Here is a 13,814-nt window from a genome sequence, read left to right on the forward strand (position 1 = left end):
CGTATCTCGGCATGGTGACATCGGTACGCGAGGCAGACGTGCTTGCGGCGAAGATTGGCTAAGAATATTTTAGAATCAAGAACCTCGGACTGAGAATAGGCAGTCCGAGGTTCTTGTGTATGAGAATTCTTTAATCAAGAATACGAGTGTGAAGTTCAAGTCTGTGGGTGCAATGGTCAATGTTGTACCCGTTGATGTGCAAAATTGCCAGATCGACGTTCAGAGTTGTCCGATATCTGGGTTTCATTGACCAATTTTTAGATTTCCGTGTCCAGTTTTTCTGGCTAGGGTGTGCAAATGCACCCCCTTTCACTATGCCGCGAAGCCTTGATTTATGCGGCTTCACGGCGTATACTCTCTTAACGATAGTCAGGGGGGTGCAAGGGGGTGCATCGTTAATCGGGTATAGGGGGTGCATCGTTAGATTGTATCAAAGTTAGGGATAAGACGGACATGTTATTTCAACTTTGCTGCAAGGAGCGCACAATATCTGCAAGGATGACGTTTGTGCATGTGGACATGAGCGGTGGTTCGCTTCTTCCTGCAGGCTCTGGACGAGTCGGCGGCGGATGCCGTTGAGGCGATCGATCGCTTGACGGAGCTGCATGAAAAAACGCGGCTTTCGTAGACACGTTGGGAAGGGTGAAAAAATGCCTCGCGCGTCTTTCGCTATATCGAAGCGAATCCGATCGCCGATATACGAAAGATGGCAGAGGCATGGGGGATGTCCTTCAATACGGCCACGGCGGTAATCCAGCGGCTGGCGAATGCGAAATCTTGGTAGAAACAAGCGAGAAGAGAAGAAGACGCATCTTTGCCTATGAAGCTTATTTGGACATATTGAGGAAGGGAACGTGAAAAAACGGCAAGTTGCAACGCATAGATGGTCTGATAAGCTGCCTTTCACCGTAAGAAATTGCGCCAGATCGTAAAAGCTGCGAAGACGATGAGGAGGAAGAAAACGAAGGGACGAGGCGGCTCTTTTCTTTTGCCTTGCAGAATCCAATGGAGATCGTCGCGCAGGAGAAAGATGCACAGAAGCGGGCCTAGAATGAATATGGCTTCATTCGCATGGAAGGCGGCAGCGAGGTCGCCTTCGGAGAGCGAGAGCATCAAACGGGTGATGCCGCAGCCGGGGCAATCGAGTCCTGTCATGGCGTGGAAGGGGCATGGCAGACTGAGTCCCGTCGTGCGGCAGAAGATGAGATAGGCGACGCCGACGGCGAGGAGTAGGGCGTAGCGCTGGAAAATGACCTTGGCGCGTGTTCGCTGCTCGGCAGCAAGCCATCTTGCTGCCCCTTCTGCATTGCCTGTGATGGTTTTTGCGGCAAAAAGAAACCGCCCGAAAGCGGACGGCTTCTCTCTTTTCGTATCGTTCATGATTTAGAAGGCCTGCGATGCGCCGCCATCGTGGTCGATGATGTCGTTGAGCGCACTCTGCATCAAGGCGTAACTGATGATGCCGAAGCCGAAGAGGGCGAGGACGAGATAGATGATGGGGAGGTTCGTGTCTGCCGTCATGCCGCGTTTCTGCTTCGCCATGACGATGGTCTCGCCCATCTTGTAGAGCCAGTAGAAGCTGTAGATGCCGCAGGTGAGGAAGGAGAAGAGGATGACCATGCCGCCTGAAGCGGTCGTACGTTCGCCCGCTGCTGCGTGCGCATCTTCGGTGAGCGTATAGACCCAATAGAGGGCGTAGAGACCGACGGTAATGAAGGAAAGAACGATGGCAAGGGGAATGCTTCTTTTTGTCATGAGGAATCTTCCTTTCTGGTTGAACAGGATAAAAACGGTGGCTCTTGGCGAGCGCTAGGCGTGCGGCTTTTGCAGAGATACGCGCGGTGCATCTGCCGAAAAGATGGGTTCGGACGGTGCGCCGCAGTTCTTTTGCTGCAGAAAGTCGTTGAGAGAGGCTTGCAGGAATGCCATGGTGAAATTGTAGGTGCGCAGAATCGCCATGAGCAGGTAGACGAGCGTCGGACTGTCGTCCTTGCGCTTGTAGACTGCCCAGAGGACGATGCCGGAAAGGATGGCCTGAACGATGGCGGTGACGAGAAGCCCGATGATGAACGCCAGGATGACAATGCCGATGGCCATGGCGTCCTCGGCAGAATCGTGATGCATCGGGGCGGCTTCCGTAGCGGCGCTGAGAATGAATTGGAAGGTGTATTCGAGCATCGTGAAGACGATGTAGATGACTGTCATGATAATGGTGACGATCGTATACGTCTTGTTGCTCACGGAGTCGGGAGGCAGGCCGTTTTCGCGGCGCAGTTCGACGAGTTCGCCGCCGATCTTGTAGAGCCAGTAGTAGAAGTAAAGAGAGCAGGTGAGGATCGTATAGAGTACGGCCGTGCCGCCGTCCACCGTGCGCGGCTTGCCCGAAAGAGCGTGGATCTCGTTCGTCAGCTTGTACATCCAGTAAAGTCCGTAGATGCCGCAGGTGATGACGGTCAGGACGATGGAGAGCGCGATGTCGCGCTTCTGTATCTGCATGAAAACCTCCTTATCAAATATTAGAGTTCCTTCAAAATGGCTCTTTTACGAGAGAAGCTCCATGGGGCACCTGCCTCATGGAGCTTCTTCTTCAGCGCACGCGTGCGGCAGGCTCTTCCTTCTCCTCTTCGGGGAAGACGACGCCCTGCACCTGTACGTTCGTTTCGACGACCTTGAGACCCGTCATGGACTCGATGGCGCGACGCACGTTCTTCTGCACGTCGGTTGCGACGTGGCGGATGTCGACGCCGTAGGTCACGACGATGGAGAGATCGACAGCGGCTTCCTGCTCGCCGACTTCGACCTTGACGCCCTTCGAGAAATTCCTGCGGCCAAGCATTTCGGCGATGCCGCCGATGAGACCGCCGCTCATTCCTGCGACGCCGTCGACGTCCATCGCCGCGAGTCCCGCGATGACGCTGACGACTTCATCAGCGACGCGGATCGAGCCGAGTCCTTCGTTGCTCGTCATGAGCGGAGCTGTATCTTCTGCCATGGAAAAAACCTCCTTGCTGCTGCTAAAACAACTTCTTCAATATCTCTGCCATTCCAGTATAACAGAAAATCGTATGGGTGGCAACGACATCGGTTTGCAAAGCGTCAGAGCGAGGCGGCAGCTCTTTGGGCGATTCGTTGAAAGAGCGCGATCGTCTCTTGGCGGTCGCGGCAGTTCTCGTCCATGACGACGAGAATCAGGTCGCCCGCGTCGCTCCACGCGATGCCGCCGTCGGCGTAGACGCCTGTGATTTCGCCCGTCTTGTTCGCGACGAGGAAGGCGGGGAGCGCCGACGGCAGACAGTCCTTGTCCTTCTGGCGCGAGAGGATCTGCAGCATCTTTTTGTCGTGCTCGTAGTCGACGCATTCGCCGCGGTAGATGAGCGAAAGAAGCGTGCCGATGTCCTTGACGCTGGAGAGGTTTGGCCGGCCTTGGTTGGAGAGCATCATCTTGTGCTGCAGGCGCGTGTCTGCGTATCCTTTCTGGCGGATGTAGCCGTCGATGTTCTCGATGCCGAGGCGGTCGATAAGGATGTTCGTCGCAGTATTGTCGCTGTCCGTGATCATGCGCTCTAAGAGCTGCTCGATCGTGAGCTGCTTGCCCCTGTCGTACCAGTTGAGCTGTCCCGCGCCGCCGACGATGTTCGTCTCGGTGATGGAGAGCGGTTCGGCAAGGGAGAGCGTTCCGTCTTTCGCTTGCTGCATGGCGTAGGCGAGAATGAAGAGTTTGATCATGCTCGCAGGCTGCATGGCATGCGACTGGTAGAGAAGCGGCTCTTTTTCTTCGCGCGGACGCAGCAGGAAGACGGAGCAGTCGGGAGCTTTTTGGGCGAGGATGGCGGAGAAGTCGGCACGCAGCGCTTCTTGATCGCTGCTGCGTTCGGCGAGCTTCGGCACAGGTGGCGCGCTCTTAGCCGCAGCCGAAGAATCCTGTTGCACGCTGCGTTCCGCCGCCTCCGCCTCGCCGCCCCTTTGCTTGGCGCGCACGGCGCTCGTAAGGCTCTGCCAATGCTCTTGCAGTTCTTTTTGCGCGGCGTCGCTGCCATCGAGAAGAGCGACGAGGAACGGAGAGGGCTTGTCTGGGTTCTGCTTCTGCCACATGTATTCGGCGACGCCGAGGCAGAGGGCAGTTTGCACGAGGATGAGCAAGGTGGTGCAGAGCATCGCTTTTTTCAGCCACGAGGAGGAGTTCTTCGGCGTCTTTTCATCCGCGTGGAGACGATCGAGCTTCCTTTGCAGTTCTGCACGTTCAGCGGCTTTTCCCGATTTTTGCGTGCGCTTCTTTACCACGGCTGCGCCGTCCGCGGCGTCATGACGCCGAAGGTGAAGCCTGCGCCCTGCAGCATGTCGATGATGGCGGGCAGCGCCTCGACCGTCGTTTCCTTGCCGTCCTTGCTGTGCATGAGGACGATGGCGCCGCGATCCTTGGGGCGGTTGGCGCAGGTGTAGCTGATCGAGCCGAGGATTTTCTGCACGCTGACGTTGTTGCCCGTCGCATCTTCGCTGCTGACGTTCCAGTCGTGGTTCACATAGCCGTTTTCCTTGAGCATGGCACTGTAGCCGGGCTTGAACATGCTGGCGGCGCCGCCCGGGGCGCGGACGATGAGCGGACGCACGCCGAGAATGTTGTAGATCACTTCATCGGTGTGGACAATCTCTTCGAGGAAGTTTTCCTTGTTCGGATAGAGAATGTCGTAGCGGTGGCTGTAGCTGTGGTTGCCGATGGCATGGCCTTCGGCGAAGATGCGCTTGAGGACGTCGGGGTGCGCTTCTGCCATGCTGCCGATGACATAGAAGGTGGCGTGTATGCCGCGCTCCTTCAGGATGTCGAGGATGGCGGGCGTGTTCTTCGCGTCGGGGCCGTCGTCAAAGGTCAGGTAGGCGACATTCGGCATCGTATAGGGGGTGAGGTCCGGCATCTCGGTGGGAAGGCCTTTTTCGCGGCGCTCGGCGAGCGTATAGATGTCGTAGACGGGCGTCTGCGCGTCGGTGATCTGAAGGTTGCTGAAGTCGTCACTGACGACAACGTAGTTGCCGCTCGGCGGCGTCTTTTTCGCAGGGTCGGCTGCGGGAGCGCCGCTGTCCGTTGTCTGTGCCGTCGAGGGTTCCGCAGCGTTGTCTTCCGTATGAAGCTCGCTCCATGCGATGCGCCAGCCTGCGATGCAGGCGATCATGAGGCAAGCGATGAGCACGAACATCTTCGCGTGGCGGTTCTGCAGGAAGTTCTTGCCGCTGGTGTTTTCCGTGTTCTTTTGCAAGACAAAATCATCCTTTCCGTATGTTCCGTGATTTCTTACATTCCGTTTCTCCGTCCTGGCGCATTTTTCATCTTTGGCTGAGGCAGCGGAGTTCTTCGAGAAGCTGCTTCATGTCCTCGTCCGTGCCGATGGTGATGCGCAGGTGTTCGTCGATGCGCGGTTTCTTGAAGTAGCGCACATAGATGCCGCGCTTTCGCAAGGTTTCGAAGAGCGTTTGCGCCGGGATGTCGGGATTTCGCGCGAAGAGGAAGTTCGTCTTCGATTCCGTGACGGAAAAGCCAAGCTTTTGAAGAGACGCCTTCGTTTCCTCGCGCGTCTTGATGATTTTTCCAAGCGTTTGCTGAAAGTAGTCTTCGTCCTCGATGGCGGCTTTTCCTGCGGCGAGAGAGAGCGTCGTCATCGTGTAGGAGTTGATCGACGCCTTGACGTCCTCCATGGCACGGATGAGCCGCTTTGCTGCGAAGGCGTAGCCGATGCGCATGCCGGCGAGAGCGCGCGACTTCGACATCGTGCGCACGATGACGAGGTTCTCGTATTTTTTGAGCAGCGGGAGCGCTGTTTCTGCGCCGAAATCGACGTAGGCTTCATCGACGATGACGACGGATTCGGGATTCGTCGCGAGGATTTCTTCAACGCCTGAGAAGGGAAGCGCGAGTCCCGTCGGCGCGTTGGGGTTCGCGAAGATGACGCCGCCGTTTTCACGCGCGTAGTCTTCGGGGCGGAGCGTGAAGTCTGCGGCGAGCGGCACGGTCTCGTAGGGGATGGCGTAAAGCTCAGCCCAGACATCGTAGAAGGAGTAGGTGATGTCGGGGAAGAGCACGGGCCTTTGCCCGGCAAAGAACGTGAGGAAGGCGAGCGCGAGAACGTCGTCGGAGCCGACGCCGACGAAGACTTCGTCCGGCTTGACCGCGTAATGCGCGGCGATCGATTCCTTCAAAGTGTGGCAGTCCGGCTCGGGGTAGAGGCGCAGGCGGCCGACGTCGCAGGCGGCGATGGCTTCGGCGACGCGCGGCGAGGGCGCGTAGGGGCATTCGTTCGTGTTCAGTTTGATGACCTTGCCCGCAGGCTGCTCGCCGGGGACGTAGGGGGTGACGCGGCGGATGTTATCGTACAGGCTCATGGCTTTCCCTCGTTTTCATTATGCTATAAGCGTTTTTCTTAAAGAATACATTCCTATTCTACGTCCTTTTTGCCCGAAGGGCAAGGGGGCGGCAGGAAAGCGGCGGCTTTTGCCGAAAATTTCTTTATTAGGGACAATGCGGGTGTGTGAAGATGGGTTGCTGCATTTATTCGGGATTCTTTAGGGAACGTCATTGTCGGTTTTGTTTTCGTGGGAGGAAAAGCGGCAGCATTGCCGCGTATTTGGCGAAAGGAGAGGATGGTCATGGAGGAAGGGACAAGGCTGCGTGAAAAGGAGCGCATCGAGCGCACGCTTGAAGCGTTTCACCGCAATCGTTACGACGTATCGCTGTTTCAGACGAAGGAGGAGGCGGCAGACTACCTCGCGCGGGAGATCGCAGGAAAGCGCGTGGGCTTCGGCGACTCGGAGACGCTGCGAGCACTGAGGCTCTACGAGAAGCTCAGCGTGAAAAACGAGGTCATAGATCCTGCGAGGAGCGGTCACAGCGGCGGTTTGGAGGCTTTCCTCGCGGCAGGCAGGGAGGCGCTGATGACCGATGTCTTCCTATTGTCGGCGAACGCCATCACGGAGGCGGGGCAGATCGTCAACATGGACGGCGCGGGAAACCGCATCGCAGGTTCTCTCTTTGGTCATGAGAAGACGTATTTCGTCTGCGGCGTGAACAAGCTCGTCAAGGATGTGGAGGCGGCAATCGAGCGCATCCACGCCATTGCTGCGCCGCAAAATGCAGCGAGGAAGAAGAAGCGCACGCCGTGCGCCGCAAAGGGCGACAGGTGCTACGACTGTACAAGCCCCGAGCGCATCTGCAACGCACTGACGATCCACTACAAGAAGATGAGCTATCGACCGATGGAACTGGTTTTGATTGAGGAGGAGTTGGGGCTGTAGATAGAGTTACGAAGGCGCTGCATGAACGCAAACAGCCTCCTGCACTTCGCTTGGCGAAACAGGAGGCTGCTTGCTATATCAGCTTGCCATGACGGCTGGCCTTCAAAATGGTTGCAATAAGATTCTCAGAACATGGTTTTCGTTATAGTAGAGGCTGGCGCTTTCCTTGCGGCAATTCCTATGCTATAATCGCCGTAGTGACTGGCTTCAGTCGGTTCTCCTCCATGCGAGGAGGTGATGTGTGTGACGCTTTATGAAAAGCTCTCACTTCTCATTGCAGCGCTTGCGCTTGCAGTAGACATCACTTTTCATCTGCTTAGATTCTAAGCAGAAAAAAGAACCGCTCTGCGGTTGCGGCGGCTCCTCTTTCCAATGAAACTAAAAATTTCCGAAGGAGAAACCGACGCTACCACCCGCCAGTCACTCTTCTTTTGTAATTATAGATTTTTTGTACGTTGCTGTCAATCTTTTAGGCTATGATTGCAAGCAGCTATTCGAGATATTCGATCTTTGCCTTGACGATGCGCCGGACGGAAGCGTCGAGGCGGTCTTTGGAGATCTCGCCGCTCTTCACGGCTTTCAGGAGGCCGTTGTAGACGGCGGTTTCGTGCGCGTAGTCGTGGCAGACGAGCACGAGGTCTGCTCCCGCCAGGATCGCTTCGACGCCCGCGCGGTCGAAGCCATAGTGGCGGGAGATTGCGCCCATTTCAAGGTCGTCGGTCACGATGACGCCGTCGTAGGAGAGTTCTTCTCGGAGAAGGCTCTGAAGGATGGTGGGCGAAAGGCTGGCAGGATTCTTGGCATCGAGCGCCGGGTACATCGTGTGCGTTGCCATGACGAACCAACCGCTAGCGCCTTTCGCATTCTTTGCAGCGTTCCTCCTGGCAATCATCTCGCGAAACGGCACGAGGTCACTCGCTTCGAGCGTGGCGCGGTCAGCGTGTACGGTGACCGTGTCCTCATGCGTGTCGCTCTCGCCGCGTCCGAGACCGGGGAAGTGTTTGATCGTCGCGAGAAGCCCGGCGTCGGAGTGACCTTCGAGGGCGGCGGCGACAAACTTTGTCGCGGTGGCGGCATCGTCGGCATAGGAGCGCCCATAGGTCGCACCGAGGTCGGCAACGGGCGCGAAGTTCAGGTTGAAGCCCATCGCCTTGAGTCCGTGCGCCGTGTCGGCAGCATAGCGGTATGCTGCTTGGGGGTCGCCCGTGCGGCCGATTTCTGCGGCGGCGGGCGGCGGCGGGAATGCCTCCTTCATGCGAGCGACGGCGCCGCCTTCCTCGTCAATGGCGAGAAAAAGCGGCAGGCCTGCATCCGAGGCATTTTTCTGCAGGGAATCGTTCAGTGCGCGCACCTGCTCCTGGCTCTTCATATTGCGGTCGAAGAGGATGATGCCGCCGATATGGTACTCCGAAAGCATGAAGCGGCTGTCCGCATCGAGCTCCGTTCCCTGTATGCCGATCATGAGAAGCTGCCCGACTTTCTCGGCGTCGCTCATCTTCTGTACAATGGCGGCCGCTTTTTCATCGGGCGAGAGGCTTTTTTGCGTATGGCTCGCAGCGGAATCTTTCGAGGCGGCATCGTCAGAGCGCGCAAGGCAGCCCGCGAGGAGCAGGCTGGTGCAGAAGATGGTCAGACAGAGGAGCAGAGGAACGAGGGAGGTTTTGCGGTTCGCGCGATTTTTCGTCATGGATGATTCCTTGCTGGGAGTGTGTTTCATAGCAACGACATATACTTGCTGCGAGCCATGGCGTCAATGCCGAGCAGATCCATGGCTTTCTCTGCCGAGACGCCCGCATTCTTCATCAGATTGCGGATGCTGCTGAGAAAGGCGCGTTCTTCGCCATGTGCTTTGCCGCGAGCTTCGCCGCGGGCTTCACCGCGAGCTTCACCGCGAGCTTCACCGCGGGCCTCACCGCGAACCTCGGCTTCGGCTACTTCGGCTTTGAGAATGTGTTCCAAGTCACTTTTGACGAGGTCTTCAATTAATTTGCACATGGTGGAGGCTCCCCTTTCGTTTTCTTTGAAAAATCTCGCTCGATTTGCTAAGACGCTGTAATGCATGTCGTTGGGGTTTTCACAGAAGAAATCATGCATCAGGCGACCGAGCGGCGTGTCGTCTTGATATGCGGCATTGACGTAGATAATATGTGCGCCGTCGTCGAAGGCGACTCCTGTTTCAGCGAAGGACTTCTGTACATGATATAGTGGTCGATTGCCTTTCCATACATCGTGTTCCGTAATGAAGATGACATAGGTTTCGGGCAGTTCCCTGAAGTCTTTCCCCTTGTCGAGCTCGCGTGCGTCCATCATGCAGCTGTTGTAGCGCGCTCGCATGGGATCGGCGCCCTCGTCATCGCGCTGGACTTCGACATCGAAGATGCGCTCACCGTCAGTGGCAATTGCATCGAAACGCACACCGCGTCCGAAGAGGTTTGGGACAGATCTTTGCGTCAATACTTCTTTGACGCGCAATTGCGGATTGCCAAAGATGATTTGCAGCAAAAGTTCCATACAGGCGATGTCGCCGTCAAAACAGCTGTTGAAAAAAGCGTCGTCAATCAAACGCAGTTTCTTGATGATGTCACGATAGATTTTTTGTCGCTCCGGCGTGTTGAAAATCGTCATGTGCCGCTCCTTTGCAACGAGGCTTCGCTTACCTCATATTTTATAAAAAATCCGTCCCATTGGCAAGCATTCGCGCTTCTCGATGCAGGAAAAGCCGGGTGCAGCTTTTTCTGCATCCGGCTTTGGCAGTCTGTTTGATTCCGCGTCTTACTTGAGCAGCACGCTCGCGTTTTCGAGCACGGTTTCGCCTGCCTGGCACGCGGGGCAGAAGCAGATCTTGTTGCCGGCAGCTTTGAACTCTTCGGCCTTCTTTGCGAGGTTTGCAGCTTCTTCGGCACCGAAGATGCTTTTCGCTTCGTCGGACTGGAAGAAGGCGAGTGAGGCGTCGATGCTGGAGACATCTTCCTTGAGAGCGGCGATGAGCTTTTCGGAGAGCTTCTTTTCCGCGTCCGTGCCGATGGCGGCGAGCCAGTCTTCGCCGAGTTTTCGGAGCCCTTCGTAGCAGCTCGGGGCGCTGACGATCTCTTTGACCTTTTCAATGAGGGTTTGCTTGTCCATGAACAACATCCTTTCTCTTTCGTTGATATTGCCTATTACGACTATAGAAGAAATGGGGCAGAATTGCAAGCGGTTATTGACAAAGCGCGGAAAATTTACGTAGTATAGTAATGGAAGAATGGTGGAAGCGCGGCTGAGATGGAGTCGTCCGGATATGCGAAGATGGGCGCTTGAGCTTATTCGTGCTTCCTTTGGGACGGAAAGGAGATTCAGGCATGAAGCATCTTCTTGTTATCGGACAGGGGCCTGCGGGCGTTTCGGCGGCTGTTTACGCGAAGCGCGGCGGGGCGGCGGTCACGGTCGTTGCGAATGGCATCGGTGCGCTCGAAAAGGCGGAAAGGATTGAAAACTACTATGGCTTCGGCGAACCGCTGACGGGCAGGGAATTGGCCGCACAGGGCATCGAGGGCGCGAAGCGTCTCGGCGTGGATTTCGTCGATGGGGAGCTTGTCGGCCTGCGCTTCAAGGACACGATGGACGGCTTCGTCGCTGAGCTCGTGCATCGGACGCTCGAAGCGGATGCTGTCGTTCTTGCCATGGGCGCTTCGCGCCTCGCGCCGCCGCTCTCAGGACTCAAGGAGTTGGAAGGGCACGGCGTGAGCTACTGCGCGATCTGCGACGCCTTCTTCTATCGCGGCAAGGAGGCCGCTGTCCTCGGCGCGGGTGATTATGCGCTTGCAGAAGCTGCGGCACTCCTGACGCACGCGGCGAAGGTGCATCTTTTGACGAATGGCGAGGCGGCGCCCGCGCATGTGCCGGCAGGGCTTCTCGTGCATACGGAACGGCTCGCCGCGGTCGAGGGCGAGGGCAGGGTCGAGCGCGTCGTCTTCGCGGGCGGCGCGACGCTTCCCGTCAGCGGCATATTCGTCGCCTTCGGCACGGCGGGCAGCACGGCGATTGCCAAGAAACTCGGAATTCTTCTCGACGGTGTATATCTGAAAGTGAATGAGAAGATGGAGACAAACGTGCCCGGCGTCTTTGCCGCGGGCGATGCGACGGGCGGGCTCCTGCAGGTGGCGAAGGCCGTGCACGAGGGCGCGGTCGCGGGGCTTTCGGCGCTGAAGTTTTTGCGCGGCAAAAAGGCTTGAATGGAAGACGTGCGGCTGAAGGAAAGTTTTCTTTGAAAAAATTGGGAAGAGACGCCCCTTCCATGCTATAATGATGGTCAAGGTATGTACGGCAGCTGGGCGCGGGCGTGTCCGGTTGGTTTCTTTGGGAAATGATGATAAGTTGAGGCCGCATAGAAGTGTAAGGATAGGCGGCCGAATTTATCCGTGCTTCTTTTGTCAGGAGGTTCGAAGGTGTTTGATTTTTTGAAGAGCAGAAAAGATGAGGAAGGGAAATCTTCTCTGCGCGACCGCGTGGATGCGAAGCCCTTGCCGCAGGTTCAAAAGGCGGCCGCGCAGAACGGAGCGCCGGCAGGCAGAGACTTGCAGGGCGCTGATGTCGCCGTCTGCTACCTGCATCGAAGCGAGATCGCGCGGGAAAACCTCGCGCCCATCGCCTCTCTGCCCGATGGCGTGGCGCTCGTCCTCGGCTTTGTCTCGCCCGATCTCGACTTGACGGACGTCGGCAGAGCCGTGCAGCAGGCGCTCGGCAAGGAGGTGCGCATCGTGCTCATGACGGACGCGGGCGAGCTTTGTCGTCCGCAGGGCAGTGCGACGCTCTACCAGGAAGCCGGCGAAGGACGCGCACGCGTGCTTCTGCAGGGATATTCGCGCCGCATGATCGAGGGCGTCTTCACGATGAGCGTTCCGCTTCACTCGCAGGACTTGAAGGCGGATCGCATCGACATGAGCCTTGAGGCGCGTCTCCAGGCGATCAAGGGCGAGCTTGAGCGGCATACGCCGCCGTTTCGCATCAGTCTCTACCACACGCTTGCGCTCGTCTACATCGATGGACTTTCGCGCTCGGAGACGTTCCTCATGCAGGCGCTCTACGAGTCGCGCAAGTTCCCGTGCCCCTATATCGGCGGCTCGTCTGCCCCCGATGCGCACGGGCGCGCCTGCGTCTACGACGGCGAAGCGAGCCTTGAAGATCATGCCGTCATCACACTCGTGCGTCTCAGGCGCGGCTACCGCTACGGCATCTTCAAGACGCAGGCGGTCGAAAAGACGGATACGTCCTTCATCATCGACAAGGCCTCGACGGCGCTTCGCTCCGTCGAGACGCTGCAGCTTTCGTCGGGCGAGACATTGCCGGCGTTGGAGGCTTTGAAACGCACGCTTGGCGTGCATTCTGCCGCCGATCTTGATGCGGCAATGCAGAAGTACACGTTCGCTTCCGATATCAACGAAGACTTCTTCATCCGCTCGGTCAGTGCGCTCGACCATGCACGAGGCCGCCTGAATCTCTACTGCGACATCGTGACGGGCGAGCGGCTTCATCTGATGAAGCGCGGCTCTCTTGCCGACACGCTCGCCAAGGGTCTCGCTGATTTCCAGCGCGGCAAGCCTGCACCGCTCGGCGGTATTCTGAACGACTGCATCCTGCGCCGCCTCTGCTATGCGTCGGAGACGGGGCACATTGACGAGTTCCGCGATGTGCCTGTCGCAGGCTTTTCGAGCTTCGGCGAAATCGCGGGCCTGCATGTCAACGAGACGCTGACGGCGCTCTTCTTCTATCATGTGCCTTCGGGCGTGAGTTTCCGCGATGACTACATTGATAACTTCGCGAGCATCTACGCCGACTGCGACGCCTTCTTCTTCCGCCGCATGATCGATCGGCAGGCGCATGTGGGGGCGCTCAAGGATGACCTTGTCGCCATGTTCCGCGACTATCAGCAGAAGATTCCTGCGATCATCGCCTCCATCACGCGCATTTCCGATGAGGTGCATGCGATTCAGGCGGCTCTCAAGAACCTTTCGGACGGCTCGGCCGAGCAGAAACAGCTCTTCGCTCAGATCGTGCACCAAGGCGAGGAGATCGGACCGACGCTCGAAAAGCTGGCGCAGGACACGAAGCGCATCGACGAGGTCATCCGCCTGATTGCAGGCATCGCTTCGCAGATCAACTTGCTCGCCTTGAATGCGACCATAGAGGCGGCGCGTGCGGGCGAGGCGGGACGCGGCTTCGCCGTCGTCGCGCAGGAGGTCAGCAAGCTCTCGGGCACGACGCAGGAAAACCTCACGGCATCCGACGAGGCGGTGCGAAAGCTGCTGAACGAAGTGCACAAGATTGACGCCATCATGGAGGCAAACGAGGAAATGGAGAAGAAGATTCGTGCTTTCGACGCGCAGTTCAACGAGCAGATGACTGTGCTGCAGAAGACGCTTGAAGGAAGCCTCGTGCACATCGCCGAGTCGGCGCGCTCAGTCAGCGAGCTGGAAAAGGTCAGCGAGTCGGCGAATATGCGCATGGAGGCGATCAACCTCCTGATCCGAAACATCGAGCGCGGCGCGTAGGTGGGCGGT

General features: G+C 57.5%; 13 protein-coding genes. 3 read left to right on the forward strand and 10 right to left on the reverse strand.

Annotated features, from left to right (window positions below):
* Nucleotides 1-903: 903 nt before the first annotated feature.
* From QZ177_RS00005 to hisC, 7 genes are all read right to left on the reverse strand, one after another.
* Nucleotides 904-1,380 (reverse strand): DUF2752 domain-containing protein, encoded by a 477-nt coding sequence (locus tag QZ177_RS00005; protein WP_265070899.1) that lies wholly within the window; start codon nucleotides 1,378-1,380, stop codon nucleotides 904-906.
* Between the two features lie 3 nt (nucleotides 1,381-1,383).
* Entirely contained in the window at nucleotides 1,384-1,755 is a 372-nt protein-coding gene (locus QZ177_RS00010; RefSeq protein ID WP_264919798.1) for a DUF4234 domain-containing protein, read from the reverse strand.
* Nucleotides 1,756-1,809: 54 nt separating this feature from the next.
* Nucleotides 1,810-2,496 (reverse strand): DUF4234 domain-containing protein, encoded by a 687-nt coding sequence (locus QZ177_RS00015; RefSeq protein WP_265070900.1) that lies wholly within the window; start codon nucleotides 2,494-2,496, stop codon nucleotides 1,810-1,812.
* Between the two features lie 91 nt (nucleotides 2,497-2,587).
* Nucleotides 2,588-2,992 carry an Asp23/Gls24 family envelope stress response protein gene (locus tag QZ177_RS00020; RefSeq protein ID WP_006193774.1) on the reverse strand — a complete coding sequence of 135 codons (405 nt, stop codon included), beginning with the start codon at nucleotides 2,990-2,992 and terminating at the stop codon, nucleotides 2,588-2,590.
* Nucleotides 2,993-3,096: 104 nt separating this feature from the next.
* Nucleotides 3,097-4,281, reverse strand: coding sequence for a serine hydrolase (locus QZ177_RS00025; RefSeq protein ID WP_294174956.1), 1,185 nt, complete (start codon nucleotides 4,279-4,281; stop codon nucleotides 3,097-3,099).
* The gene (locus tag QZ177_RS00030; protein ID WP_294174957.1) at nucleotides 4,275-5,249 is read right to left on the reverse strand and encodes a polysaccharide deacetylase family protein; all 975 of its coding nucleotides are present in this window, start codon (nucleotides 5,247-5,249) and stop codon (nucleotides 4,275-4,277) included. Before QZ177_RS00030 ends, QZ177_RS00025 begins: the two co-directional genes overlap by 7 nt.
* Nucleotides 5,250-5,316: 67 nt before the next feature.
* Complete coding sequence (gene hisC / locus QZ177_RS00035) at nucleotides 5,317-6,369, reverse strand: histidinol-phosphate transaminase (protein WP_294174958.1); 1,053 nt, start codon at nucleotides 6,367-6,369, stop codon at nucleotides 5,317-5,319.
* A 264-nt stretch (nucleotides 6,370-6,633) separates the two neighbouring features.
* On the opposite strand from hisC, the gene QZ177_RS00040 reads away from it, so the two are divergent.
* The gene (locus QZ177_RS00040; protein ID WP_294174959.1) at nucleotides 6,634-7,278 is read left to right on the forward strand and encodes a lactate utilization protein; all 645 of its coding nucleotides are present in this window, start codon (nucleotides 6,634-6,636) and stop codon (nucleotides 7,276-7,278) included.
* A gap of 490 nt (nucleotides 7,279-7,768) precedes the next feature.
* Here the strand turns inward: QZ177_RS00040 and QZ177_RS00045 are convergent, their stop codons facing one another.
* From QZ177_RS00045 to QZ177_RS00055, 3 genes are all read right to left on the reverse strand, one after another.
* The gene (locus QZ177_RS00045; protein WP_294174960.1) at nucleotides 7,769-8,965 is read right to left on the reverse strand and encodes a glycoside hydrolase family 3 protein; all 1,197 of its coding nucleotides are present in this window, start codon (nucleotides 8,963-8,965) and stop codon (nucleotides 7,769-7,771) included.
* Between the two features lie 26 nt (nucleotides 8,966-8,991).
* On the reverse strand, nucleotides 8,992-9,903 hold the full coding sequence (locus QZ177_RS00050) for a hypothetical protein (protein ID WP_294174961.1): 912 nt from the start codon (nucleotides 9,901-9,903) through the stop codon (nucleotides 8,992-8,994).
* A gap of 147 nt (nucleotides 9,904-10,050) precedes the next feature.
* Nucleotides 10,051-10,401, reverse strand: coding sequence for a heat-shock protein Hsp90 (locus QZ177_RS00055; RefSeq protein WP_294174963.1), 351 nt, complete (start codon nucleotides 10,399-10,401; stop codon nucleotides 10,051-10,053).
* Nucleotides 10,402-10,616: 215 nt separating this feature from the next.
* Between QZ177_RS00055 and QZ177_RS00060 the strand changes: the two genes are divergently transcribed.
* Both QZ177_RS00060 and QZ177_RS00065 read left to right on the forward strand, forming a co-directional pair.
* Nucleotides 10,617-11,489, forward strand: coding sequence for an NAD(P)/FAD-dependent oxidoreductase (locus QZ177_RS00060; protein ID WP_294174964.1), 873 nt, complete (start codon nucleotides 10,617-10,619; stop codon nucleotides 11,487-11,489).
* Nucleotides 11,490-11,702: 213 nt separating this feature from the next.
* Nucleotides 11,703-13,805, forward strand: a complete 2,103-nt coding sequence (locus QZ177_RS00065; RefSeq protein WP_294174966.1) for a methyl-accepting chemotaxis protein — start codon at nucleotides 11,703-11,705, stop codon at nucleotides 13,803-13,805.
* The last annotated feature ends 9 nt before the right edge of the window (nucleotides 13,806-13,814 follow it).

The organism is uncultured Selenomonas sp., assembly GCA_905372355.1.
Classification (GTDB): Bacteria; Bacillota; Negativicutes; order Selenomonadales; family Selenomonadaceae; genus Selenomonas.